21 protein-coding genes are annotated in these 26,020 nt (G+C 68.4%); 11 read left to right on the forward strand and 10 right to left on the reverse strand.

Translation table 11 applies throughout. From position 1 onward, the window contains the following. Positions 1-84: 84 nt before the first annotated feature. Both H577_RS0108275 and H577_RS0108280 read left to right on the forward strand, forming a co-directional pair. Complete coding sequence (locus H577_RS0108275; protein ID WP_029145570.1) at positions 85-834, forward strand: FadR/GntR family transcriptional regulator; 750 nt, start codon at positions 85-87, stop codon at positions 832-834. A gap of 103 nt (positions 835-937) precedes the next feature. Continuing rightward, the gene (locus H577_RS0108280) at positions 938-1,945 is read left to right on the forward strand and encodes a CE1 family esterase (RefSeq protein WP_051191871.1); all 1,008 of its coding nucleotides are present in this window, start codon (positions 938-940) and stop codon (positions 1,943-1,945) included. 235 nt (positions 1,946-2,180) lie between these two features. Here the strand turns inward: H577_RS0108280 and H577_RS17010 are convergent, their stop codons facing one another. After that, positions 2,181-3,275 (reverse strand): TM2 domain-containing protein, encoded by a 1,095-nt coding sequence (locus H577_RS17010; protein WP_084515993.1) that lies wholly within the window; start codon positions 3,273-3,275, stop codon positions 2,181-2,183. Positions 3,276-3,461: 186 nt separating this feature from the next. Continuing rightward, positions 3,462-4,094 (reverse strand): hypothetical protein, encoded by a 633-nt coding sequence (locus H577_RS0108290; RefSeq protein ID WP_029145572.1) that lies wholly within the window; start codon positions 4,092-4,094, stop codon positions 3,462-3,464. A 188-nt stretch (positions 4,095-4,282) separates the two neighbouring features. Here H577_RS0108290 and H577_RS17015 point away from each other — a divergent pair, with 188 nt between their 5' ends. Genes H577_RS17015 through H577_RS0108305 form a run of 4 tightly spaced genes read left to right on the forward strand, consistent with a single transcriptional unit; the run spans position 4,283 to position 9,590 of the window. Next, positions 4,283-6,325, forward strand: a complete 2,043-nt coding sequence (locus H577_RS17015; protein ID WP_051191872.1) for a hypothetical protein — start codon at positions 4,283-4,285, stop codon at positions 6,323-6,325. 10 nt (positions 6,326-6,335) lie between these two features. Then, positions 6,336-7,976, forward strand: a complete 1,641-nt coding sequence (locus H577_RS0108300; protein WP_029145573.1) for a class I SAM-dependent DNA methyltransferase — start codon at positions 6,336-6,338, stop codon at positions 7,974-7,976. Beyond that, a complete protein-coding gene (locus H577_RS17360; RefSeq protein WP_084515995.1) occupies positions 7,969-9,084 on the forward strand; it encodes a restriction endonuclease subunit S in 1,116 nt (371 codons plus the stop codon). Before H577_RS0108300 ends, H577_RS17360 begins: the two co-directional genes overlap by 8 nt. Positions 9,085-9,116: 32 nt before the next feature. Beyond that, a complete protein-coding gene (locus H577_RS0108305; RefSeq protein ID WP_029145574.1) occupies positions 9,117-9,590 on the forward strand; it encodes a hypothetical protein in 474 nt (157 codons plus the stop codon). Positions 9,591-9,595: 5 nt separating this feature from the next. Here H577_RS0108305 and H577_RS0108310 read toward each other — a convergent pair whose 3' ends face one another. Together H577_RS0108310 and H577_RS15665 are read right to left on the reverse strand one after the other, a co-directional pair. Next, on the reverse strand, positions 9,596-10,009 hold the full coding sequence (locus H577_RS0108310; protein WP_029145575.1) for a type II toxin-antitoxin system VapC family toxin: 414 nt from the start codon (positions 10,007-10,009) through the stop codon (positions 9,596-9,598). Further along, positions 10,006-10,293 carry a type II toxin-antitoxin system Phd/YefM family antitoxin gene (locus H577_RS15665; RefSeq protein WP_036284222.1) on the reverse strand — a complete coding sequence of 96 codons (288 nt, stop codon included), beginning with the start codon at positions 10,291-10,293 and terminating at the stop codon, positions 10,006-10,008. Before H577_RS15665 ends, H577_RS0108310 begins: the two co-directional genes overlap by 4 nt. A 132-nt stretch (positions 10,294-10,425) precedes the next feature. On the opposite strand from H577_RS15665, the gene H577_RS15670 reads away from it, so the two are divergent. Next, complete coding sequence (locus H577_RS15670) at positions 10,426-13,611, forward strand: type I restriction endonuclease subunit R (RefSeq protein ID WP_036284225.1); 3,186 nt, start codon at positions 10,426-10,428, stop codon at positions 13,609-13,611. A 106-nt stretch (positions 13,612-13,717) separates the two neighbouring features. On the opposite strand, the gene H577_RS0108325 is transcribed toward H577_RS15670, so the two are convergent. From H577_RS0108325 to H577_RS0108335, 3 genes are all read right to left on the reverse strand, one after another. After that, entirely contained in the window at positions 13,718-14,290 is a 573-nt protein-coding gene (locus tag H577_RS0108325) for an ATPase (RefSeq protein ID WP_029145576.1), read from the reverse strand. Between the two features lie 3 nt (positions 14,291-14,293). Then, positions 14,294-14,653 carry a TA system antitoxin ParD family protein gene (locus H577_RS17020; protein WP_029145577.1) on the reverse strand — a complete coding sequence of 120 codons (360 nt, stop codon included), beginning with the start codon at positions 14,651-14,653 and terminating at the stop codon, positions 14,294-14,296. A 130-nt stretch (positions 14,654-14,783) separates the two neighbouring features. Beyond that, positions 14,784-15,398: an FMN-binding negative transcriptional regulator gene (locus H577_RS0108335; protein ID WP_029145578.1), complete on the reverse strand. Its 615-nt coding sequence runs from the start codon at positions 15,396-15,398 to the stop codon at positions 14,784-14,786. 291 nt (positions 15,399-15,689) lie between these two features. On the opposite strand from H577_RS0108335, the gene H577_RS15680 reads away from it, so the two are divergent. Beyond that, positions 15,690-16,901 (forward strand): cation:proton antiporter, encoded by a 1,212-nt coding sequence (locus H577_RS15680; protein WP_036284227.1) that lies wholly within the window; start codon positions 15,690-15,692, stop codon positions 16,899-16,901. 125 nt (positions 16,902-17,026) lie between these two features. On the opposite strand, the gene H577_RS15685 is transcribed toward H577_RS15680, so the two are convergent. Continuing rightward, the gene (locus H577_RS15685) at positions 17,027-18,661 is read right to left on the reverse strand and encodes an MDR family MFS transporter (protein ID WP_051191874.1); all 1,635 of its coding nucleotides are present in this window, start codon (positions 18,659-18,661) and stop codon (positions 17,027-17,029) included. Between the two features lie 218 nt (positions 18,662-18,879). Here H577_RS15685 and H577_RS0108350 point away from each other — a divergent pair, with 218 nt between their 5' ends. Continuing rightward, positions 18,880-19,572, forward strand: coding sequence for a GTP pyrophosphokinase (locus tag H577_RS0108350; RefSeq protein ID WP_029145579.1), 693 nt, complete (start codon positions 18,880-18,882; stop codon positions 19,570-19,572). A gap of 406 nt (positions 19,573-19,978) precedes the next feature. Here H577_RS0108350 and H577_RS17365 read toward each other — a convergent pair whose 3' ends face one another. Continuing rightward, positions 19,979-20,656 (reverse strand): cutinase family protein, encoded by a 678-nt coding sequence (locus H577_RS17365; protein ID WP_169566271.1) that lies wholly within the window; start codon positions 20,654-20,656, stop codon positions 19,979-19,981. Positions 20,657-21,110: 454 nt separating this feature from the next. Beyond that, on the reverse strand, positions 21,111-22,457 hold the full coding sequence (locus H577_RS15690; RefSeq protein ID WP_051191875.1) for an IS1380 family transposase: 1,347 nt from the start codon (positions 22,455-22,457) through the stop codon (positions 21,111-21,113). 739 nt (positions 22,458-23,196) lie between these two features. On the opposite strand from H577_RS15690, the gene H577_RS0108360 reads away from it, so the two are divergent. Next, entirely contained in the window at positions 23,197-23,679 is a 483-nt protein-coding gene (locus H577_RS0108360) for a hypothetical protein (RefSeq protein WP_029145580.1), read from the forward strand. A gap of 84 nt (positions 23,680-23,763) precedes the next feature. Beyond that, the gene (glgX, locus tag H577_RS0108365) at positions 23,764-25,932 is read left to right on the forward strand and encodes a glycogen debranching protein GlgX (protein ID WP_036284286.1); all 2,169 of its coding nucleotides are present in this window, start codon (positions 23,764-23,766) and stop codon (positions 25,930-25,932) included. The last annotated feature ends 88 nt before the right edge of the window (positions 25,933-26,020 follow it).

A 26,020-nucleotide genomic window follows, 5' to 3' on the forward strand; every position in this document is an offset into this window, starting at 1 on the left:
ATCTGTGCGCGGATTCTCCTGCCGCGGGCCGATTCTCCTGCCGACGCCGGGTGGGGCCACCTCCACCGCCGATACAGTGAGGATGTGGCACACCCAGGCGGAACGGCGACCTCGGACCCGGCCGATCTTCCGCCGGCCAGTCGCGCGGCGCAGCGGCGGCTGCGTCACCTGCAGGACGACATCATGGACCTCATCCTGGAGCGCGATCTCGATGTCGGCGACCCGATGCCGACCGAGTCCGAGCTGTGCCGAGCCCTCGGCGTCGGCCGCAACACCGTCCGCGAGGCGCTCAAGGTGCTGCAGGCGTTCGGCGTCGTCGAGATCCGCCACGGCTTCGGCACGTTCGTGGCCTCGACGAGCTTCGACGCGCTCACGGCGAGCCTGACCTTTCGCGGCCGGCTGTCGCTGCGGCACGGCGGACGCGAGGCGCTCGAGCTCGTGGACGTGCGCCAGGCGCTCGAGGCGGGGCTGGTCGGGCTCGCCATCGACGTCATCACCGAGGCCGAGCTGGCGGAGCTGGAGGCGTGCGTGCGCGCCATGGAGGACTCCGCCGCCCAGGGGCGCGCGTTCCTCGAGGCGGACCAGGAGTTCCACCGGGTGCTGTACGGATCGCTCCACAACGACCTGCTCACGAGCCTGCTCGAGGTGTTCTGGACGGCGTACGGCCGGATCTACCGTGAGGCGTCGCCGAGTCCCGCGGACCTCGTCGAGACCGCGCACGACCACCGGCTGATCCTCGACGCCGTGCGCGCGAACGACCGGCAGCGGGCCGCGGAGCGGCTCACGGTGCACTTCCGCGGCATCCGGGAGCACCTCGCGCACCTGGGCGGATGACGGCGGTGCCGCCTGCGCGCGTGCGGCGGTGCAGCGATGTCGCTGGGCTTTCGCATAGCGGATGCATGGTCGGCTCCGACGCCGGCGGCCTACCGTGACGGCCATGCGCAGGGGCATGATCGTGGGACTCGGCGTCGCGGCTGTCATCGTCGTCGCGCTCGGAGTGGTGTGGGCGCTGCGGCCGGTTCCGGCGCCGTCGGGCGCGGCGCCCGGGGGCTCGGCGACGAGCCCGAACCCGACGCCGAGCGCGTCCGCGCCGGGCGGGGCCGCGGCATCCCTCGCCGTCGGGTCGCACGCCTACACGATCGACTCTGGCGGACGCGAGCGCACCTATCGCGTGTACGTGCCGAGGGCGCTGCACGGGCCGGCGCCGCTCGTGGTCATGCTGCACGGTGGCGGGGGCAGCGGCGCGAACGCCGAGAAGTTCTACGGCTGGGATGCCGCGGCCGCCGCCGGCGGGTTCGTCGTGGCCTATCCTGATGGGCTCGGGCCGCAGGTGTCCGCGTGGAACGTCGACGGCGGGGGATGCTGCGGCTATCCGGCGCGGGAGGGCGTCGACGATGTGGGGTTTGTGACCGATATGGTCGCGGCGATCGAGAGGGCCGAGCCGATCGACACGGCGCGGGTGTACGCGGCGGGGATCAGCAACGGCGGGATCCTGGCGTACACGCTGGCCTGCGAGACCGACCTGTTCGCGGCGATCGGCGCGGATTCGGCGACGATGCTCGACGGCTGCGCGCATCCGCAGCCGACGTCGGTGCTGCACGTGCACGGGCTGGAGGACACCACGATCCCGTTCGACGGCAGTCCGGGCACCGGGCCCGGCCGCATCGACGGTCCGCCCGTCGATCAGGTGATGGCGCGGTGGCGCACCGTCGACGGGTGCGGCGCGGAGACGACGACCGTCGCCGGGGTGGTGTCGACGTCGCTGTCGGTGTGCCCCGAGGGGCGTGCGGTCGAACTGATCACGATCGCCGACGCCGGACACGGCTGGCCGGGAGCGCCGCTCAAGTCCGGCGCGGGCGCCGACCGCAAGCAGCCATCGCAGGCCGTGGACACCACCGCGGTGATGTGGGACTTCTTCGCGGCGCACCCGCGCACCGGGAGCTGAGCGGGTCTGGGCGAGCGCCCCGAGGGGAGTGCCCGGGGGTGAGCGCCCCGAGGGGACGGGCCGAGGTGGGCGCCCCGACGTGAGCGCAGGAGAATCCGGCGAGAGCAGGAGATTCCGGCGCCGATTCTCCTGCTGTGGCCGGAATCTCCTGCTTCCGGTGGAAGCGGACCCGGCCTTCCTCGGGTCCCTGAGCGAGCGCAGCGACCCGAGTCGCTCGGGATACGCCAAGGACGAGTCAGCCGGCCTTCAACGTCCACGCCCCGTCTGCCTGCACCGACAGGATCGACGGTCCCGCAGCCAGTGGCACGGTGCCGGAGTACGCGCCGATCTCGTTGATGAGGAGGCCCATGTGGAATGTCTGATCGGTCTTCTCATAGACGACGAAGTTGGCACTCCCCTTGTGCGTGGCGGTGAGCGCCGCCGCGTCTCCGGGATACAGCAGGACGGCGTCGCCGGTGCCCCGAGCCGAGCCGGTGAACTTCTTCGCGGTCGACAGCGGCGCCAGTGTGATCGTCCAGGCGCCCTCGGCGCTGACCTGCAGGCGAGCGCCTTCACCGAGGGCGGCCATGCCCCACGCGCTGGTGCCCGAATAGTGACCGATCGTGTTGACGAGCAATTCGCCCGTGGACGTGTTCGACGCGTCGAGCACCGAGATCGCGAAGTTACCCTGCCCCGTATACGCCGCGGTCACGAGACCGCCCGTGGCACCCTTCGGCAGGGCGATCAGCGAGTCGCCACGGCCAGATTTCTTGACCACCGCGAACGTGCCGAATGTGTCGTCGGCCCACGTCTTCGAGACATCCACGGGCTCGGCGGGTGCGACGGCTTCGGGGGCGGATGCTTCGGCCCCGGGCGACGCGGCATCCTTCGCCGGTGTGTCGTCGGTCGCGACGCTGCTCGGCGTGGACGGAGCGGTCACAGCATCCGGCGTGTGTGATCCGGCCGTCGCCCCGCCGACCGAGCCTGCGACGATGCCGACGACGACGAGCACGGCGGTGACGATCCAGGCGATCACCTTGTATCGGTCGAATCCGACCAGCGGCCGACCGGCGCGGTCGCGCATCGCGCCGGCGAGGATGAGGATCAGATCGACCAGCCACCAGATACCCGCACCGCCCAGGGTGAACAGCTTGAGCAGGCCGGTGCCGACCTTGCCCAGATAGAAGCGGTCGACACCGAACACACCGAGAAAGTAAGAGAGCAGCCAGGCGGCGAGGAACTGCCGCCCCTCGGCAGGTGTCGGCGTGGAAGCGGGCTTCGGCGGGGTCGGAGGCGCGGATGCCGGTGCACCGGGCGACGTGGATATCGGTGCGGAGGGCACGTTCGACATCGGCACCGACGGTGCACTGTGACCGGGAGCGGACCCCGGTGTCGGTGTGCCCGATGCAGCCGCCGTCGGTGGCTGGGCGTCGGGGGAGGTGGGGTCGGACCCGGGCCCGGGTGAGACGGGAGTGTGGGAATCGGTCATGAGAAGTGTCCTTTCAGAACTGTCGTTTCGGGGGTCGGCCGGGCGGGATCAGTAGTCCCACTCCCAGCCGGTGGCGCCATAAGGGGCGAGCACCACGGCGCCGTGGGTCGTCGGGACGTCGAGCACGATCCATCCCGACACGCTCTGTGCGGGCCCGATCTCACCCGGCAGTTGCTCCGAACTCGCCAGGCACGTGAACGCATTGCCGAGCGGGTCGTTCACACGCGTGCCCTTCGCGTCGTAGGCCTGCCAGTAGCCCGCGTCGAAGCCGACCACCGGGTAGTCCTCCTTCGCGAGATCCTTCGTGGTCTCGACGTTCAGGTGCACCGCGACGTAGTGGCCGTTCTGCGGCTTCTCGGCGAACTCGTCGGTGCACTTGCGGTCGACCACGATGTCGGTCACCGCGAACGTCGAGGTGATCACATCGGGGTCGTCGACCGATCCGGTGCCGGCGATCTGCCCGATCTTCTTGACGAGATTGCCGCGGTCGTTCGTGACCGTGTCGCCGAACAGCGACGAGTTGCTCGGTGTGGGCGAGGGCGCGGTGGCGGCATCCGGCGTCTGCACGCTGTCGGTGTCGGGGAGGCGTGACGGTGTCGTCGCGTCGTCGGGGATCGCACTGCAGCCGCACAGGACGGCAACCACCGCAAGGGCGGTGCCGGCGGCGAACAGGTGTTTCATCTGTCGACCTCTTCTCTTGGGTTGGAGGGGCGGGCGTCTCGTCCCCAGGCCGTGACGCCCGCTCACCCGGCGAACCGTCCAGCCACACGGTAGGAGAGGCCGCCGACACCCAGCACGGTGCGCACTGATAAGTGGGATTATCAATGTTTATGCTGGCTCGGACCATCGCAGCGCGATATTGTCATCGCATGTCCACCGCGCCCGCGGCCACGCAGCCGCTGCTCATCTCGCTGGCGGGCGTCGCCGAGCTCGCTCGGGTGCGGCGCCCGGTCGCGTCGATGTGGCGCGCGCGGTTCCGTGAGGCCGACACGCCGTTTCCGCCCGCTTCGGCCCACGACGGGCGTCGCGAACTCTTCGACGCCGACGCGGTCGCGCAATGGCTGGTCGTCACCGGGCACGGCAACAATCCCGACGCGGTCGCGGATGCCGCAGCCGTCGCCGAGCCGGTCGGGCTCGACATCGCCCGACCCGACGACCTCGCCGAGCTCTCGGCGCTCATCGCGTTGCGTGCGGGCACGGGCGAGCCGCTGACGACAAAGCGCGATGCCCTGCGCGAGCGGGCGCATGCCCTCGACCCCGACGACACGCACCTGACACGTGAGATCGACCGGCACCTGCAACGCGGCGCCCCCGCACTGGATTACGTCGACCGGCTCGTCGACGCCCGCTATTCGCCGGCCGCGGCGCTTGAACACCTGCAGCGCCGGGCGACGCGGATGCGGCGGGCCGCGGCATCCGCGGGAGAACCGCACCACGATCTGCTCACACTCACCGCGCGCCTGGTCGCGGCGCTCGCCGATCCCGAAGCCCCGCGGCTGCGCGTCGGGCCGGGGGTGGATGCCGCACTGCTCGACGCTGCGTCCGATGCCCTCGGCGACGACGCTGACGTCGAGTGGCCGGGGGGTGCGGCGGATCGCGCGTTGCGCCGCGGCCGGCTGTGCCGGGGGCTGCCGGCGGACGATCCGCTGCCCGCCGACGGGGCCCGCACCGTGATGCTGGCGCGGGTACCCACTGCGCCCGGCGCGACGGTCACGCAGACGCTCGACGAGGTCGACGACGTCGTGCTGCGGCTCGATGCCGACGACGTCGGGGTGCTGATCGGCCCGGCTCGGGTGCTCGTCGACGCTCTGCCGGCGACCGCCGCCGACGTGCGCGCGCTCACGCTGCGCACCGGCCGGGTGCGCGCGATCGTGCGGCTCGACGCCGGCCTGGTGCCGACGGCGGTGCGCGAGGCGCAGGCGCTGTGGGTGTTCGGACCCGAGGCGTCGATCGCGCTCGGTGACCGCGTGATCGCGCTGGCCGACCTGACCGGGGTGGCACTCACGCCCGCTGCGGCGGCCGATCTGGTCAGCGACGTCGTCGCCAACCTCGGCGGTCCGGCGCAGGCGACGGCGCACACCTTCCGCTTTGCCCGGCTGGCGCGCACCTCGTCTGTGCTCGCACGTGACGGGGCTCTGGTGGCGGATGCCGCGCCCCGGCGTCGCGGCGAGGGTGTGGCATCCCGCGACCTGCCCGCGCTGCTCGACGTCGCTCTGGGCGCCGCGGCGGGCGACGCACCCGCGGTCGAGGTCATGCCCCGGGCCGACGCCCTGCCGCAACCCGACTCGATCCGGCTCGATGCCGCGGCAGCCGCCGGGCACGTGCGCGTGCTGCCAGGCACACGGCTCGACGCCGATGAGCTCGGCGACACCGGTCTCGTGGTGGTCTCTGCCGACGATCTCGATGACCCCGACCGCATCGGCGGGCGCCGGGTCGACCATCTTGCGTTCGCGCAGCGGCATCCGCATGCCCAGCTGACCCGCCCCGACGACATCGTGTTCCGCACCGCACCCACGCCGCGGGCGTGGGTCGACACCGCAGGGTCGCATGTCGTGGCGAGCCCGGCGCGGGTGCTGCGGATCGACCCGCACGATTCGGTGGGGCTGGTGCCCGAGCTGATCGCCGCCGACATCGCGGGCGGCGCCGCGGGGCCCGGTGCATGGCGACGGTGGATGCTGCGTCGGGTCGATCCGGTCCAGGTCGCGCCGCTGCGCGCCGCGCTGCATGAGGCGGCGGCGACACGGGCCGACCTGCACCGCCGTATCGACGAACTCGACCGGCTCACCGGCATCCTGTGCGACGCCGTCGCCGTGCGCGCGGTGTCTGTGCAGGTGCCCGAGTCGGCACCGCCGCGGCCGGGCGCGGGACCGCCGGCTGCGGCATCCGACCCTCATGACCGACCCGACGAGTGAAGAAGGACCCATGCCCAGAACCCCGAAGAACGCGGCTCCGCAGGCGCCGTCGACGATGAAGCAGCTGAAAGACACATTGTGGAAGGCGGCCGACAAGCTGCGTGGCTCGATGGATGCCTCGCAGTACAAAGACGTCATCCTGGGCCTGGTCTTTCTCAAGTACGCGTCGGACGCGTTCGATGAGCGGCGCGGCCAGATCAGGGCCGAGCTGACCGCCGACGGATACGACGACGACCAGATCGCCGAGTTGATCGACGACGTCGACGAGTACACCGGCCGGGGCGTGTTCTGGGTGCCGGCGCACGCGCGGTGGTCGTACCTGGCCGAGCACGCCAAGGGGCTGTCGCTGGACGGGCCGCAGAAGACGATCGGGCAGCTGATCGACGAGGCGATGGATGCCTTGATGCAGGCGAACGCGGGTCTTGCGGGCACTCTGCCGCGCATCTACAACCGCGACAACGTCGATCAGCGTCGGCTCGGTGAGCTGGTGGACCTGTTCAACTCGGCGCGGTTCGCCGGCCAGGGACAGGCCGGTGCCGATGGGCGGCGGGCGCGCGACCTGCTGGGCGAGGTGTACGAGTACTTCCTCGAGAAGTTCGCCGCGGCCGAGGGCAAGCGGGGCGGCGAGTTCTACACGCCGGCCGGCGTGGTGCGGGTGCTGGTGGCGATGCTCGAGCCGACGCACGGGCGCGTGTACGATCCGTGCTGCGGGTCGGGTGGCATGTTCGTGCAGGCCGAGAAGTTCATCGACGCGCATCACGGCGAGGGGTCGGACATCTCGATCTATGGCCAGGAGCTGAACGAGCGCACCTGGCGGATGGCGAAGATGAACCTGGCGATCCACGGGCTCACCGGCAACCTGGGGCCGCGGTGGGGCGACACGTTCGCGCGCGACTTGCACCCCGAGCTGCAGGCGGATTTCGTGATGGCGAACCCGCCGTTCAACATCAAGGACTGGGCGCGGTCGGAGTCGGACCCGCGCTGGCGGTACGGGGTGCCGCCGGCCGGCAACGCGAACTTTGCGTGGATCCAGCACATCCTGTCGAAGCTCGCTCCGGGCGGCCAGGCCGGCGTCGTCATGGCGAACGGGTCGATGTCGTCGAACTCGGGCGGCGAGGGCCAGATCCGTGCCGAGATCGTCGAGGCCGACCTGGTGTCGTGCATGGTGGCGTTGCCCACGCAGCTGTTCCGGTCGACCGGGATTCCGGTGTGTGTGTGGTTCTTCGCTCGTGACAAGGGTGAGCGGGCCGGCGAGGTGCTCTTCATCGACGCGCGCGGACTCGGTCACATGGTCGATCGCGCCGAGCGCGCACTGTCTGACGACGACATCGCGAAGATCGCCGACACCTACCACGCCTGGCTCGGCCGCGATCCGGTCGTTGAGCGGGGCGGCGAAGCCGCCGAGTCGAAACGCCCCGACTCGTACGAGAACATTCCCGGCTTCTGCTACTCCGCGACCCTCGCAGAGATCAAGGCAGCCGACTACGCTCTGACGCCCGGCCGCTACGTCGGGGCCCCCGAGGCCGAAGACGACGGCGAGCCGATCGAAGAGAAGCTCACGCGCCTGCGCGCCGAGCTCGAGGCTCAGTTCGCCGAGTCGGCCCGCCTGGCCGACGTCGTGCGCGAGCAACTGGGGAGGGTCGATGTCTGAGTGGCGGACTGCACCACTCGGGGACCTCGTGCAGTTCCAACGAGGGGTCGATATCACTCGTGCAGCCCAAGTCGACGGAAACGTCCCGGTCGTATCATCTGGAGGAGTATCGAGTTTCCATAACGAGGCCATATCTGACGGCCCTGGAGTCGTGATCGGTCGAAAGGGGACTCTCGGCAAGGCCTTCTTTCTGCCTGGTCCCTTCTGGCCGCATGACACGACGTTATGGATTCGTGATTTCGGAGGAAACGACCCGAAGTTTGTCTACTACTTCATGTCGAAGTTTGACGTGTCATGGCTCGATGCCGGCTCTGCGAACCCGACCTTGAACCGCAACCACCTTCATCCCATCGCCGTGACGTGGCCACCCGTCCCCGAGCAGCAGGCGATCGCCGAGGTCCTGGGCGCCCTCGACGACAAGATCGCCGCCAACACCAAGCTCGCTTCTGTGGCCAGCGATCTAGCCGAGCGTGAATACGAGCGCGCGACCCAAGCGTGGCGGAGAGTGGCAATATCTGAGGTGCTGGACCCGATTCTCGGCGGCACGCCGTCGCGCTCTGTTGCGGGTTATTGGGATGATGGTGTACTGCCCTGGGTCTCAGCGAGAGACGTCTCCGGTGCATCTTCGAGGGTGATTCTTGACACAGCCGAGAAGATCACCGCGCTAGCGGGAGAAGAAACAAAGGCAAGACCGCTTCCGGTCGGATCAGTGATTCTTACGGCGCGAGGAACTGTGGGCGCCGTCGCACGCCTTGGAATCGCGGCATCCTTCAACCAGTCCTGCTATGGCTTCGTGCCAGGTGCGGTCCCCGCGGCATTGCTCTACTTTTCAGTACTCAAGGCAACAGAGCGGGCCAAGGCGATCGCACACGGCTCCGTGTTTGACACGATCACGAAGGCTACATTCGATGATCTCGAGATGTCGTGGGACGCTGACTCCGCAGGCGAAGCCGAGTCAGTGCTATCTGCATTGCTCGGAACAGTTGATCAATGCATGCGTGAGAACCGCACGCTCGCGGCAACCCGCGACGCGCTGCTGCCCCAGCTGATGTCAGGCAAGCTGCGGGTTCGGGATGCCGTGGCCGCGGCGTCACGAGTCGGCGTCTGATGTCTGAACAAACGAATCGAAAGAGAAGCACCATGAACACCAAGACCTTCCTCGCCACTGCCGCGCTCGTCGTTGTGGCATCCCTCGGGCTGGTCGGCTGCACCGGTGGTGGCGGCGGCCAGGTCGATGACACCGCTGGGGCTTCGGCATCCACGACGCAGGCACCGACCCCGCAGCCGGTGAACCTCGACGGCACGTGGAAGCAGACGAACGCGAAGAGCGACACGAACTATCAGCAGGCCACGATCTCCGACGGCGTGATCTCGATCGACTGGGTCGCCGACAGCGGCGACTCCACCTCGATCTACTGGGTCGGCTCGGTGACGCTGCCCAGTGACGCCAGCACGACGTTCACGTGGGAGTCGACACGCGATAAGGCCAAGACCGAAAACGCGCTGCTCGCGTCAAGGGACGACACCAAGACGTTCACATACGCGGACGGCGAGATCAGCTACAAGGTGACGGCGCTCGGCACGACGACCACGGTGCGGCTGGGACGGCAATGAGCGCGTCACACGAGGTCGTCGGGATACACGACGTCGATCTCGGAGATATCGCGCGAGAAGTCTTTGCGGTTGTTGGTCAGGAACACGTCCGCGCCGGCCGCGACGGCCGTCGCAAGGTGTGCAGCATCGGCCACGCGAAGCCTGTATGCGACAGCGAACGTGAGAGCGAGCCGCGCCGTGGGCTCGTCGAGCGCACGGAGATCCAAGCGGCTGAGCAGACTCGCCAGCGCTGTGACTTCCTCAGCATGTGGGTCGGTACGCAGCGGCTTGGCAAGCACCTCGGTCAGGAGGAGTACCGACCCGATGCCGGCGGGGCCATCGCTCTCATCGAACAAGGCCGCGATCTTCGTGCCGAGCGGGTTCGCAGCATCCGCGGTGTAGATCAGCACATCGGCATCGAAGGCGACCAGGCCACTCATCGTGCGTCGCGCTCGCGTCGCACCTGTGCCACCAGCTCTTCTGCCCGGCCCGGAGACATTGCCGCACGACGAATCGGCTTGTCGCGGGCGGCCTCAAGCATCGCACCGATCTCGTCGGCCCTCTGCCAGGCCCCCCGAGCGCGTCGCGCGGCCAGTGCGCCGGGGTTCACGATCACTGCCACGACGCGGCCATGGCGCGAGATCTCGATCTCCTCACCCTTGTCGACACGGTCCAGCAGCGCCGGAAGCGTCTGCCGGGCATCCGTTGCACTCACCGTAGCCATGGCTCAATTGTACAGCAGTGTACGCATTCGTACGTTTATTGACTGTCGCAGTGCGTCACTCATCACGCAATGCGTCGGGTCCATGAGCAACGCGGTCAAGACACCCGCAAGACATCACGAAGGAGCCCAGGCATGAGCGGCATCCCCGAATCGGAATGGGAGCGCATGGCGCTCGAGACCCTCGCCGAGCCGCTCATGTGGCGTCCCCTCGCCGGCGAGAAGATCGCGCCCGGCACCGGCGAGCGCGACACGTGGGACGAGCTGCTCATCCGTCCGCGCCTGCTCGCCGCCATGCAGCGGCTCAACCCCGATGTGCCGGTGCACTACCTGCAGCAGGCGCTCGGCGAGATCGCCGCGCCCCGCTCCCAAGACGCGATCACCGAGAACCACCGCATCCATCGCTGCCTCGTCGACGGATACCCGCTCAGCTACATCGACGCCGACGGCATCGAGCAGAACCCGCGCATCCGCCTGATCGACACCGACCCCGCGCAGAACGACTGGCTCGCCGTCAACCAGGTCACCGTGCGCGACCGCGAGTCGCATCGCCGCTTCGACCTGGTCATGTATGTGAACGGGATGCCACTGTCCATTGCCGAACTGAAACGCGCCGGCTCTGCGTCGGCACGCGTCGAATCGGCCGTCGACCAGCTCGCCACCTACGTGCGTGAGCTGCCCATGGCCTTTCGCTTCTGCGTGTTCACCCTCGCCAGCGACGGCACCGACGCCAAATACGGCACACCGTTCACCCCGCTCAACCACTACGCGCCGTGGAACGTCGACGACGACGGGCTGGCCCTGGAACAGCCGCGCTTCGAAGACGGCCAGAGTGTGCAGCCCCTCGACGACGCACTGCTCGGCCTGTACAACCAAGAACGCTTTCTGCAGCTGCTGCGCAACTTCACCGCGTTCGACGAGGGCCCCGACGGCCTCGTCAAGCGCATCGCCAAACCGCACCAGTACTTCGCCGTGACCAAGGCCGTCGGCCGCACCGTCGAAGCCGTCGCCTCGAACGGTAAGGCCGGCGTCGTCTGGCACACCCAAGGCTCGGGTAAGTCGATGGAGATGGAGCTCTACGCCAACCTCGTCTCGCGACGCCACGAACTGCGCAACCCCACCCTGATCGTCGTCACCGACCGCAACGAGCTCGACGGGCAGCTGTATCAGACGTTCGACCGCAGCCTGCTGCTGCCCGAAAAGCCGGTGCAGATCCACGAACGCGCTCAGTTGCGCGACGAACTGGCCGCACGGCTGACCGGCGGCATCTACTTCACCACCCTGCAGAAGTTCGGACTGTCGAAGGCCGAGAAAGACGCCGGGATGCGGCATCCTCTGCTCACCGACCGTCGCAACGTCATCGTCATCGTCGACGAGGCGCACCGCAGCCACTACGACGACCTCGACGGCTACGCCCGCCATCTGCGCGACGCCCTGCCGCACGCCACGCTCATTGCGTTCACCGGCACGCCCATCTCGCTCGCCGAGCGCGACACCCGTGCGGTGTTCGGCGACTACATCGACATCTACGACCTGACCCGGGCCGTCGCCGACGGTGCCACCGTGCCGGTCTCGTTCGAGCCGCGGCTCATCAAGGTCGCGCTGGCCGACGGCGTCACCGACGAGCAGATCGACCGAGCAGCCGACGAGGTCACCACGGGCCTCGACGACACCGAGCGCGCGCGGGTCGAGGCATCCGTCGCCGTCGTCAACGCCGTGTACGGTGCACCCGAACGACTCGACAAGCTCGCCGCCGACCTGGTCGCGCACTGGGAGGAACGACGCGCGCGCATGCGGCCGTTCATCGGTGGGCCCGGCAAGGCGCTGATCGTCGGCGGCACCCGTGAGATCTGCGCGCGCCTGTACCGCGCCATCGTCGCGCTGCGACCCGACTGGCACTCCGACGCGCTCGACGCCGGCACGATCAAGGTCGTCTATTCGGGCACCACCGCCGACCAGCCGCCGATCAGCGACCACGTGCGCCGCGACTCTGCGAACGCCGCGATCAAGGCGCGGCTGAAAGACCCCGACGACGAGCTCGAGTTGATGATCGTCAAAGACATGATGCTCACCGGGTTCGACGCGCCGCCGCTGCACACGCTCTACCTCGACCGGCCGCTCAAGGGCGCCCTGCTGATGCAGACGCTCGCGCGGGTGAACCGGACGTTCCGGGGAAAGGAAGACGGCCTGCTCGTCGCCTACGCACCGCTCGCCGACAACCTCGCCCGGGCGCTCGCCGAATACACCGTCAAAGACCGACAGAACAAGCCCGTCGGCCGTGACGTCGACGAGGCCGTGGGGATCGCTCGCGAACTGGTGGGCGAGATCCGTGTGATGCTCGCCGACTGCGACTGGCGCGCGATGCTCACCGCCGGCGGATCGCGCGCCCAGCTGAACGCGGTCACCCGCGCGGTGAACTTCTTGCGCGACCTGCAGAACCCGCTGAACGCCCCCGAGCTCGGCGCCGAACGGCTCTCGGCCCGCTACCGCGCGAAGAGTTCGGCGCTGTCGCGGGCGTGGGCCCTGGCATCCCGCCGCCCCGGCCTGATCGAGTTGCACGACGAGATCGCCTTCTACGAAGAGGTGCGGGTGTGGATGGCGAAGTACGACGCGGCCGAGCGGCAGGGGCGTGACGAGCCGCTGTCGGACGAGATCGAGCGGCTGCTCGGCGAGCTGATGTTCGAGTCGCTGGCCAGCGGCGAGGTGCTCGACATCTATGAGGCGGCGGGTCTGCCCGAGGTGTCGCTCGACGAGATCGGGCCCGGGTTTCTCGCACAGGCCGAGAAGGCGCGCAACCCGCAACTGGCGATCGAAGCGCTGCGCGCGAGCCTCGTCGGTTCGGCACGGGCGGCCACCCGCGGCAACCTGGTGCGGCAGCAAGCTTTCTCAGACCGGATCGGCGAGATCATGCGCCGGTACACGAACCAGCAGCTCACCGCCGCCGAGGTGATCGCCGAGTTCGTGGCGATGGCGAAGGATGTCTCGGACGAGGCGTCGCGCGGGGAGCGCTTCTCACCACCGCTGTCGCAGGACGAGCTCGCCTTCTATGACGCCGTCGCCCAGAACCAGTCGGCGGTGGACGTGCAGGGCGAGGACACGCTCGCGCAGATCGCCCGCGAGCTGGTCGCGGTGATGCGCCGCGACGTGCGCACCGACTGGACCGTGCGCGACGACGTGCGCGCGAAGCTGCGGTCGTCGATCAAGCGGCTGCTCGTCAAGTACAAGTACCCGCCCGACCGCCAGCCCGGTGCGATCACGCTGGTGATGGACCAGATGGAGGCGCTGGCGCCGCGGTACGCCGAGGAGCGACGCGGCGAGTAGCGGCGCAGTGGCGGCGCGGCGGCGGTGACACGCTGTCGCCGGGCAGCGACGCTCAGCCACGAACAGACGGCGCTGATGGCGCCGCTGTTCGCCGAGCACCTCGGGGTCAGGGTCGACGGATGAGCACGGCCGGTGCCCATGCCGGCCACGACGCGGTGCCCACCGGCATCCCGTGCTCATACACGGCGACCCGCCGGAACGGTGTGCTCGCCGCGCTGTTTTCGAAGAACTCCGTGCGGTCCGCGAGCGCGCGTGCACGGGCGACGAGATCCCACAGTCGAGCATGGCGTTCGCGGATCTTCTGCTCGGGAACGGCATGCCCGCCGTGCGCAATGCGGTCAGCGACGCGGGTGACCGAGAGCTCGACCGGAACCAGCATCACGTGCAGCTGCACCAGATAGTCGTGGGCGAGCGCGTCCTCGACGAACTCCACCTTGCTGGGGTGGCTGAAGACGGTCTCGGTGATGAATGAGACGCCGGCCGCCATCAGGCGGGAACACTCGGCGGTAGCCACGCGTGAGGCCTCGTACGCGTGCTCGGCGGCGGAGTCGGACCAGCGCTCGGCGGCGATGATGGACGCGTTGACGAACGGCAGGTGCGTCACCGGCTGCAGGATGCGCTCGACGTAGGTCGACTTGCCCGAGCCGTCAGGCCCGGCCAGCAGGTGCAGAACGGGCACGCGTCAGTCGTCCGACCCGTCTCGGACGACGACGTTCCCCTGCTCGTCGGCCTCCGACCACGAGCGACCCTCGCGGGTGAATTCGTCTGCGAAGTCGAGCCGCGCACGGCGGGCATCGATCCGCTCGTCCCAGATCGCCCGCACGACGGCCTGCCCGCGCTCGCCGAGCTCGTCGTACGACGAGTCGCCGGCCAGCACGCGCAGCACATCGCGATGGCTGACGGTGGGAGAGGCCTCGAGTTCGCGCCCGATTCGTGCCGAGTGGGTGATCTGCTGGGCGGCGCTGCGGCTCGCGGCGGCACCGGCCGACTTCGCGACCTCGAAGAGGTCGCCGTCCACGCGCATCGGCATCGTGCTGGCCATGCCGCAAGTGTAGCAAACAGCTACAGCTGTGGGTGCCTGGGTGGGGTCGGTTCGACTCGCCGCCGGCTCGCTCAACGACCGGGGGAGGGCGCTCGCTCAACGACGGGGGGCCCGGCGGCCGGGTGCCGGGTCAGAGGCTGCCGTCGCGGACGCGGGCCGCGGCATCCGGTCGGCCCTCGGTCTCGAACCCGGCTGCGACGCCCGAGCGGTCGGCATCCGACCGGTTCTGGCTCCACTTCGCCTTTGCATCGACCCGCTCCACGCGCATCTCGACGCCGACGATCGCGCGCAGCTGGCCGTGGACGTACTTGTCGGGCGCATCAGACACGGCCCACGGATGCTGCCGCCCGGCCTCATGCCGGTCGGTGAGCGCCGTGACGGCCTCGTCCAGCCACGCGGCATCCTCATACACTGTCACCGGCCCCCGCAGCTGCACCGCGGAGTAGTTCCACGTCGGCACGACCTTTCCGTGCTCGGCCTTGGCGGCGTACCAGGTGGGCGTGACGTACGCATCGGGTCCGTAGACGACGAACAGGCCCGGCGCGCCATCGGCGATGCGCTTCCAGTGCTCGTTCGCGCGGGCGAAGTGCGCAATGACCCGGTCGCCGTGCCACAGGATCGGCAGCAGCGTGGCGTCCGGCGCACCGTCAGGGCCGGTCGTGACGAGCGTGGCGACGGACGCCTCGTGCACGAACGCACGGGCGGCGTCGAGGTCGTCGATCCGGTTGAAGTGGGGAACGTACATCGTCCGAGCGTACGTCCCGGGCTTCGCCTCGGCCTCCGGTGCCCACATCCGGTGCCCACGTCCTGGGCCCGCATCCGGGGTCCGCATCCTGGGCCCGCATCCTGGGCCCCGAACCCAGAGCCGGGCCGATCCCGTCGATGACGCAGGCGGGTCAGGTGGCGGGGTGCGAGCCGAGCGCAGGAGAATCCGGCGGGGGAAGGAGAATCCGGCCCGGATTCTCCTGCTGCGGGCCGATTCTCCTGCTGCGGGCGGATTCTCCAACTGGAGCCATCCGCCCACTACCCTGATCGCGTGGATGTGAGTCTGGTGCTGATCCCCCTGATGGCCGTACTGGCGCCGCTGGCGGCGCGGGGGCTCGGTCGGTGGGTGCGCATCCCCGTCGTCGTCTTCGAACTCGTGCTCGGCATCGTGATCGGACCGTCGCTGCTGGGGTGGGCCCACCCGTCGGCGTTCGTCCAGACGCTGTCGCAGTTCGGGCTGGCGATGCTCTTCTTCGTCGCCGGTACCGAGATCGACCCGACCGCCCTGCGCGGGCGCACCGGCTCGCGCGCGCTGTGGGGATGGCTCATCAGCCTCGCCGCGGGCGTGCTCGTCGGGCTCACGGCCGCGCCGGGCGAGGGTGCCGTGATCGTGGGCGTCGCACTGGCATCCACCGCACTGGGCACACTGCTGCCGGTGCTGCGGGATGCCGGTGAGCTGGGCACCGGGTTCGGACGAAGCGTCAGCGCCCTCGGCGCGGTGGGCGAGTTCGGCCCGCTCGTGGCGATCTCGGTGTTCCTCGGCAGCCGCGCGCCCGGACCCGCCACCATCGTGCTCGGCGTCTTCGCCCTGCTGGCCGCCGGCGCCATCTGGTATGCGTTCGCGGTGCCGCGCGGAGCCCTGCACCGGGTGGTCGGTGCCACGCTGCACACGTCGGGCCAGTTCGCGATGCGCGTCGTGCTGCTCATCCTCGCCGCCCTCGTCGCGCTGAGCGTCTTCCTCGACATCGACATGCTGCTGGGCGCCTTCACCGCCGGCATCGTGTGGCGTGTGCTCATCCGCGACGCCGCCGAATCCGACCGCCGCGAGGTCGAGAGCAAGATCGAGGCGGTCGCCTTCGGGTTCCTCGTGCCGGTCTTCTTCATCTACACCGGCATCACCTTCGACCTGCGCTCGCTCATCGCGCAGCCGATGCTGCTGCTGCTCGTGCTCGCGACCCTGGTGATCCTGCTCGTGGTCCGCGGCATCCCGTCGCTGCTGGCGGCCCCGCCCGGCTCGAGCCGACGCGACCGCCTTGCCGTCGGCCTGATGGGCGCCACCGGGCTGCCGATCATCGTCGCGGTCACGGCCATCGGCGTCGACAAGGGCATCCTCGCCGGCTCGGGCGCGGCGGTGCTGGTCGGGGCCGGGATGCTGTCGGTCCTGCTGTTTCCGTGGTTGGCGACGACGATCCGCCGGGAGCCGGCCGGGCGGAGCCGGTTGGGATCTCGGGAGCATACCGAACCAGGCTCGGGTGAGGGGTGAGCCCACCGCGGCCAGAGCAGGAGATTCCGGCCGGAGCAGGAGATTCCGGCGAGGATTCTCCTGCTGCGGGCCGATTCTCCTGCCGCGGGAAGGTCGGGAAGCCGGAAGCCGGAAGCCGGCCGGGCTCAACGACCGGCGTCGGGCGCGCCGCGGATGATGATGTTGCCGGTCGTGGTGGCCACCGCGTTCGAGCCGTCGATCTCGAGGCTCTCGGCGGCGATGTCGCCGCGGTCGATCGTCTTCTTCAGCGGCACTTCCTTGACGAAGCACACCAGTACCGTCGCGATCACCACGAGCGGCACGATGTACAAGAAGATCGGCGTGAGAGCGTCGTTGTACGCGCCCACCACGATGTCGCGGATCGGTCCCGGCAGGTCCTTGACCACCTCGGGTGTCAGGCTGTTCGTCGACTGGCCGGCACCGGTGCCGCCGGCCGGCAGCCGCTCGGTCAGCAGGTGCACCAGCCGCGTGGTGAACAGGCTGCCCACGATCGCCGATCCCAGCGACGCGCCGATCTGCCGGAAGTAGTTGTTCGTCGACGTGGCCACGCCCACCTCGGAGTTCGGGAACGTGTTCTGCACGACCAGCACGAAGATCTGCATGCACAGCCCGAGGCCCAGGCCCATGACACCCAGGTACACGCACATGATCCACACCGGCAGCGTGCTGGTCATGGTCGACAGCAGCAGCATGCCCCCGGCGGTGACCAGCGTTCCCGCGATCGGCGCCCACTTGTAGCGCCCGGTGCGGCTGACCAGCGCCCCCGAGACGATCGAGGCCACCAACACGGTTCCCATCATCGGGATCATGAGCAGCCCCGACTGCGTGGCGTCGGCGCCGGTGACCATCTGCAGGTACGTCGGGATGTACCCCAGCGCACCGAACATCGCCACTCCGATCACCAAGCCGGCCGCGGTCATCAGGTTGAAGTTCAGCTTGCGGAACAGGTGCAGCGGCATCACCGGCTCGGCGGCGCGCAGCTCGACGATCACGAACAGCACCGCGGCGACCACGGTGCCGACGATCAGCCCGATGATCTGCGGCGAGCCCCACGGGTAGCCGTGCGGCTCGTCGTGTCCGCCCCAGGTGCTGATCAGCACGATGCCGGTGGATGCCAGGGCCAGCAGCGCGATGCCGAGCACATCCAGGCGCACCTTGCGCTTCGGCCCGGCCGGCAGGTGCAGGAACACCGCGGCGGCGACGATCGCGAGCAGGCCGAGGGGGATGTTCATCCACAGTCCCCACCGCCAGCTGAGGTCGTCGGTGAACCATCCGCCCAGCAGCGGCCCGGCCACCGACGAGATCGCGAACACGCCGCCCATGATGCCCATGTAGCGGCCGCGCTCGCGGGCCGGAACCACGTCGGCGATGATCGCCTGCGACAGGATCATCAGGCCGCCGCCACCCAGGCCCTGCACGCCACGGCCGATGATCAGCCAGGTCATGTCCTGGGCCCATCCGCCGATGATCGAGCCGAGGATGAACACCGTGATCGCGGCGATGAAGATGCCCTTGCGTCCGATCAGGTCGCCCAGCTTGCCGTAGACCGGCAGCATGATCGTCGACGCGAGGATGTAGATCGTGATGACCCAGCTCATCTCGTCGACCCCGTCGAGGTCGCCGACGATGGTGGGCAGGGCGGTCGAGAAGATGGTCTGGTCGAGCGATGCCAGCAGCATCGTGACCATGAGGCCGGCGAACACCAGCAGCACGTTGCGCGTGTGGTGGGGGTCGGTGGCGGGTTCGGGCGTCGTGCTCATGGGTGCCTTTCGCGGGTGTCGGGACCGTCCGCCCGGGATGTGGCATCCACCCGGGTGCAGGCAAGCGGGGACCGCAGAAGTCTGCACCCCTGCCCGGGTCGGCGCAAGCACCGACGACGAACGCGTGCCATGGCTCGGCACGGGTGCGGTGCCACGGTTCGTGACGGATTCATAGGTGCGCAAACCGCACTGTCAGAGACCGGGCCTATGGTGTCGCCATGCTCGATGACACCGACGTCGACGCCCCCGTCGAGATCTCACCGGCGCAGCTGCGCAGCCTCAGCGACGAGCTGCAGCGGTTCCTGCTGCCGTACCGGTTCGGCCTGCAGGAGGTGGCGACCAAGATCGACATCCTGCGTGACGAGTTCCTGTACCTGCACGACTACAACCCGATCGAGCACGTCTCCAGCCGGGTCAAGTCTCCGGACAGCATCGTCGACAAGGTGGGGCGCAAGGGCATCGAGCCCGACTTCGACAGCATCCGTCGCCGTATCACCGACATCGCCGGCATCCGCATCACAACGAGCTTCACCGCCGACGCGTACCGGCTGTTCGACCTGCTCACCGCGCAGGCCGACATCTCGGTGCAGCGCGTGAAGGACTACATCGCCCGGCCCAAACCGAACGGATACAAGAGCCTGCACGCGGTGGTGCAGGTGCCGGTGTTCCTGTCGACGGGACCGGTCGACGTGCCCGTCGAGGTGCAGTTCCGCACGATCGCGATGGACTTCTGGGCGAGCCTGGAACACAAGATCCACTACAAGTACCGGCAGCAGGTGCCGCCCGAGCTACTGGCCGAGTTGAAGGATGCCGCCGACTCGGCCGCCGTGCTCGATGAGCGCATGGAGCGGCTGCACCGGGAGCTGCACGAGGGGCCGCGTCCGCAGGATCCGCGGCTGCTCACCGTCTGACCTGACTTCACACAGGAATCCGCGAGGCGCGAAAGCAGGATGGTGATTCAATGTCCCGTTGCCTGACCATATAGGGCCGCGGCGAGAAAGTATCCAACAAGTATGAGAAGAGCGCCCAGGGCAGGGACCCAGGTGAAGTCACGGTCGGTGCGGAGGCTTCCAATGCAAGCGACAAGAGTACTCGCAAAGGACACGCTCACGATACCTAGATAGAGTGTATTGGCAATTCCGGCTGCCTGCCAGTTACACTGGCTTCCACACCTCTCGCCTGTACTGAAATGTATCCACCACCACGCGACGCCGGTGATTCCGAGCGCGAAGAACTGGAGTGAGGACATTGCCAGGACCGCCAGAAGTGCGTGCTTCGGCTGTCTGTGAGAGCATTTATTCATCTTCACAGATTCGCTCACCGCGTGTCGGTTATCAGATAATACATCCAATTGTATGCATCCTCGGCCTTCGAAGTGTATGCGTTGTGGGCTGACGCGTCCCAAAGGCCGGCGATTGGATTCCTGCAAGCCCAGTCGTCCTTGTTGCAGTATGCCCGCACTCGGGGATAGTGCTTGGGTGTTGCAATCGTCGGATTATCGTACGACCATCCGAAGTATGTATAGCTGTTATTGATGGTCGTGGTCTGCGCGTCCGTGCGATGGAAGACCCCCGTCGATGAGGTTACCCCCTTTGCGTTATATGTTTGCTTAGAGTTGGTCGACGGATCTCCGTAGACGACAGCACCCTTGATGGCAAGCGCCGTCGACGTACCAGCAAGATTGTAGAGAGTGTGCGTCACGATGTCCGCGCCACCAGAATGGCCCGCAAGGAATATGTGTGGAACGACTGAACATTCGCTCACGATCGATTGGATTTCCTGCGTTAGTAAGTTCATTCCTTCGTTGACGCGTGCCGCGTAGAAGTTATCACCCGAACTAAGGTTTGCATTCCAGGCGAGGCTCTCGGTCCACACAGGAAATGGCGAGAGAGACTTGAATTCTGAAACAAGGGGTTCAAGCTGGGCACCGTTGCCGCCGGAAAGCCAGACGCGTCCATTCTGTGGGTTTGTTTCGGGATGGCGCGTTGATGCCACGCACAGTGATCAGGACGGCAAATGTGGCGCACTTGCCAGACGATGTCTTTGCCGAAGCGGCCGAAGGAACACCCACCTGGGCTAATAATGCTATGCATGCTGCAACACTGAATAGAAACATTCTGACTGCGCCTTTACTCACTACACCCTGCTCGTCCGTCCCTTTCGGGGCGCCTGAAACCATACTGCGAAGGCCCTCTTGGTTCAAGAGCAGTAGACGCTCGCATGGTGATCTACGCGCGTAATGTTCAGTGTGGCCACCTCTTGCTCTCATGTCAAGAGCTCGACGAGACTCAGTCTGCCTCGATCTTTCGTCGGGCTGTTGAGTCGTCGCGTTGGGCGTCGTTGCCGGGGTCGTGGTGCTGATTTTGGCGTGCGGGTATGACAGTGGCCGCGTTGCGCTGCGGTGGCGGGTCTCCGGTCTTGGTCGTGATGGTCGGCGGGATTGATGTCCTCAGCCGGAGGGTGCGGGCAGGGCGCGGATCTTGTGGATCCCGGCGAGCATGGTGGCCGCCCAGCGGGTCCGGTTCGAGAAGTGCAGGATCGTGCGTCGTCCGTGGCGGGCGATGGTCGCTGGGATCGTGAACAGCCGGTGCCTGAGGCGTTTGGGTTCCCACCGTCTGGCCTCATGCGTCGGGTGGGCGAGGATGCCGGTCCAGGCGAGTAGGTCGCTCGCGAGGGCGACGATGGCGCACCAGATCCGGTTCTGGTCGAACCCGTGCAGGGGCAGGTTGCGCAGCCCGGTGTCTTTGGCGTGCCGGATGCGGTCCTCGCAGCGGGCCCGGCGGCGATGCCGCAGCTCGAGTTGCTGCAGTTGGCCTCTCCTGCTGTTGGTGGCGAACGCGGTCAGCCGGTACCCGTCGACGTCATCGAACCGGAGCTGCGCTCCGGGGTGGGGGCGTTCTCGCCGGACGATCACGCGCATGTCTTTCGGCCACCCGTCCAGGTCGAGGATCCCGGTCAGTTCCGCGACCGCGGCCCCGTCACGGACATCGCCATCGGCGTCGAGCGCGGGTTCCCACGCATTGTGGTCGGTGAGGAGCCGGTAGAGCTCGGGGGTGTGGAACGGGAGCGTGTATCCGACCGAGTACGACAACCTGCGCTTGGTGAGCCAGGTGACAAACTCCTTCGTCCCGCCGGCACCGTCGGCGCGGATCAGCACGCTCTTCCCCGGCCGGGAGGCGCCGCCGGGCAGTTGCTTCAGCGCGTCCTTGACGACGTCGATGTGATCGGCCGCGGTGTTCGACCCCGCGTTCCCTGGCCGGAGTTTGACCGCGAGCATCTCCCCCGTGCCGGACGTGCCGTGATCGGCGAACGCGATCAACGGATGGAACCCGAACCCGCGTTTGAACGTCGCAGCCGCCTGTTCCTTCTCCGAGTGCGCGGTCAGCAGCGTCGCATCCAGATCGATCACCAACGGCGCGTCCGTACTGGTCGCAGCATCGGGTGCGTGTGTGTCGGCCAACACCCACGCCCTCTCCCTCGCTGCTCGCCGAGCGGAATCGATCGCGGCCAGGGCACGCACCGGGTCCGCGGCGAGGGCCGTGATCGTGCGGGACACGGTCGGATCCGACGCGACCAGACCGTAGACGCCTGGTTCGGTGCGGACGGTCGCGATGTCGCTGAGCGCGTCGCCGCCCAGGGCGAGCGTGACCGCGAGGTCGAGGACAACCTTGCCCGGCTCGTGCTTGGCCATCGGTTTCCGCCACGGCCCCAGCGCTTCGGACAGTGCCCGGTCCAGGCCCGTCGCACGGATCGCCTCGGTCAGCAGCACCCCGCCCGCATAACCGATCGCGGACACCGCCGCAGCATCAACACGGACACGGGAAACGCTCCGGTATTCTTCACCCTGAAGGTGCTCCTCGAACTGAGAGAACTGGCTTCTAGACAATCCCAATTCTCCCAGATCAGGAGCACTTTCCACGTCTACACCACCACACCACGGGCCATCAACCACGAAAGCCCGAGGCTAGCCGACCAAACGGTATCAGCCAGACTCGCCATACCCACTGCGGTGTGCCGTCGCAGAGCGCCGCCTCGGCGACTCCGCGGCCCTCAACATACGGCCAGGGAGCGTTCAACCTGTCCATCACATGATCTTGGAGGACGGAGGCGACCTCCACGGAAAGAGCCGGCCGGTCAGATACGTCGCCCGCGAGTGAAGTGATGTTCCTGTCGTACAGCAAGACAACCTGCGTTTCTCGGTCTTCTGGGACCCAGTCTCGCCAATCAGGAATCGTTGTCTCCACAACTGTGTCCGGAGCCCGATCCAACACGGCGAGCTGAAGCCGAATGCCCGGGTGAAGGGCATTGGAGAGTCAGCGAAAACGTCTGGCAGGACGTCTGCCACCGAGAGTAGGCGGCTCATCCACGCGATTTTACACTTTGCGGAGAACGTCGGAGGATCGCGCCCTCTTCGGAGGGATCGGGCCGAATCCTCCGAACCTGACGCGATCCTCCGAACCCTGTGGGGGCAGCCCGGGCCGGCGACCCGGCCCGGCCCGTGACCCGGGGTGCGGCGGCGTCGGTATCCTGGCCGGGTGCAGGTGGCCGAGATGCTGGATGCCACGAGGCGGCGTCTGGCGGACGTTCCGCTCGAGCGGCTCGGCGAGCTGGTGCCGGCCCGGCGCGTGCTCGGGGTCCGTCGCGCCGCACGCATCGTGCCGGCCGGGAGCGCCTGGCACCTGGGCGTGCTGCTGTTGACCGGCGACGGGGTGCTCGCCACGGGCGACATCCTGCGGGCGCGCGCCGAGGTGCGCCGCGGCTTCACCGCCGAATCCCAGCGTGAACGGGCGGCCCTGGCCGCCGCGGCGCGCCGCGGCGGGTTCGCCGAGGGCGAGACCGTGCACCTGGGCTGGACGGTGATCGACCTCGACGTGCTCGCGCGCACCGGAGCATCCGGTCCCCTACGCATGGTCGACGGTGTGCCGCAGATCCGCTGGAGTCGCACCGGCGGCCTCGCGCCGTTGCAGGGCTACCTCGACGATCGCATCGCGCTGTTGAGTCATCCGGCACCCGACTGAGCCCGTGACACACACGCCCGGCCACGGCCGGAACGGCGCCGCGCCCCCGGCAGGGTAGCCTGAGACGGACAGAGGAGGATGCCGGTGGAGACGTGGCCCGGAACGGCCTACCCCCTGGGTGCCACGTACGACGGCAACGGGACCAACTTCGCGCTGTTCAGCGGTGGGGCCGAGCGTGTCGAGCTGTGCCTGTTCGGCAAGGGCGGCGCCGAGACCCGTGTCGACCTCGTCGACGTCGACGCCTACGTCTGGCACGCCTACGTTCCCCACATCGCGCCGGGCCAGCGCTACGGCTATCGCGTGCACGGGCCGTACGATCCGGCGACCGGCCGACGGTTCAACCCGAACAAGCTGCTCATCGACCCCTACGCGAAGGCCACCTCCGGCCGCACCCGATGGGGCCAGTCGCTGTTCGGCCACGACCTCGCCGACCCCGCGGTGCGCAACGACGACGACTCGGCCGCGGCGATGATGAAGAGCGTCGTGGTCAACCCCTACTTCGACTGGGGCGACGACCACGCCCCGCGCACCCCCTACGCGCAGACGGTGATCTACGAGGCACACGTGCGCGGCCTGACCCGGCGGCATCCCGACATCCCCGAAGAGATCCGCGGCACCTACAGCGCCCTCGCCCACCCCGCGATCATCGCCCACCTGCACAAGCTCGGCGTCACCGCCATCGAGTTGATGCCGGTGCACCAGTTCATGGATGCCGTCGCCCCGGGCGATGAGGCACGGTCGAACTACTGGGGCTACAACACGGTGGCCTTCCTCGCCCCCCACAACCGGTATGCGTCGACCGGCGACCGGGGCCAGCAGGTGCAGGAGTTCAAGGCGATGGTCAAGGCGCTGCACGCCGCCGGCATCGAGGTGATCCTCGACGTCGTCTACAACCACACCGCCGAAGGCAACGAGCTGGGACCGACGCTGTCGCTGCGCGGCATCGACAACCGCGCCTACTACAAGCTCGACGAGGCCGACCCGTCGAAGTACACCGACTACACCGGCACCGGCAACAGCCTGAACGTGAGCCATCCACACACGCTGCAGCTGATCATGGACTCGCTGCGGTACTGGGTGCTCGAGATGCACGTGGACGGATTCCGGTTCGACCTGGCCTCGACCCTCGCACGCGAGTTCTACGAGGTCGACCGGCTTTCCGCGTTCTTCGACATCGTGCAGCAGGACCCGGTGATCTCGCAGGTCAAGCTCATCGCCGAGCCGTGGGACGTGGGCCCCGGCGGCTACCAGGTCGGCAACTTCCCGCCACTGTGGACCGAGTGGAACGGGCAGTACCGCGACACCGTCCGCGACTTCTGGCGCGGCGAGCCCCAGGCGCTCGGCGAGTTCGCGTCGCGGCTGACCGGGTCGAGCGACCTGTACGCGCACTCGGGGCGGCGGCCGGTGGCATCCGTCAACTTCGTCACCGCGCACGACGGCTTCACGCTGCGCGACCTCGTCTCGTACAACCAGAAGCACAACGAGGCCAACGGCGAGCAGAACCGCGACGGCACCGACGACAACCGCTCGTGGAACTGCGGCGTCGAAGGACCCACCGACGACCCCGAGATCCGGGCGCTGCGGGCGCGGCAGCAGCGCAACTTCATCGCCACGCTGCTGCTGAGTCAGGGCGTGCCGATGATCTCGCACGGCGACGAACTCGGCCGCACCCAGCAGGGCAACAACAACGCCTACAACCACGACGACGAGCTGACCTGGATCGACTGGGACACCGCAGACCAGCCGCTGATCGAGTTCACCGCGAAGCTCGCCGCGCTGCGCCGCGAGCACCCGACCTTCCGCCGCCGCCGGTTCTTCGACGGCCGCCCGGTGCGCCGCGAGGCGGGCGCACCGTTGCCCGACATCGCCTGGCTGCGGCCGGACGGCACGCAGATGCAGCCCGAGGACTGGGAGTCGGGCTTCGGGCGTGCGATCGGCGTGTTCCTCAACGGCGACGGCATCCGAGAGCGGGATGCTCGGGGCCGGCCGATCACCGACCGGCACTTCATCGTGCTGTTCAACGCGGGCGACGAGCCGATCGAGTTCCGCATCCCCGAGGTCGACGACAGTCCCACCTGGGACCTGCTGGTCGAGACCGGCGCGCACGGCAACGGCGTGCACCCGGTCGAGCCCGGCGGTACGGTCACGTTGCAGGCGCGGGCGCTCGCGGTGCTCGGCGCGCACACCGATACGGCGGCCGATGCCGACCACTCGGTGGAGGCATCCCTGGCCGCCCCGAACACCCCCGCCTGAGCGGGGCGGGGGCCGACCCGCGTTCCCGAGCGTCCGGTGTATCACGCACACCGGTTTCGTGCTCTAGGCCTTTGTGGAGACAATTGTC

This window comes from Microbacterium luticocti DSM 19459, assembly GCF_000422405.1.
Lineage (GTDB): Bacteria > Actinomycetota > Actinomycetes > Actinomycetales > Microbacteriaceae > Microbacterium > Microbacterium luticocti.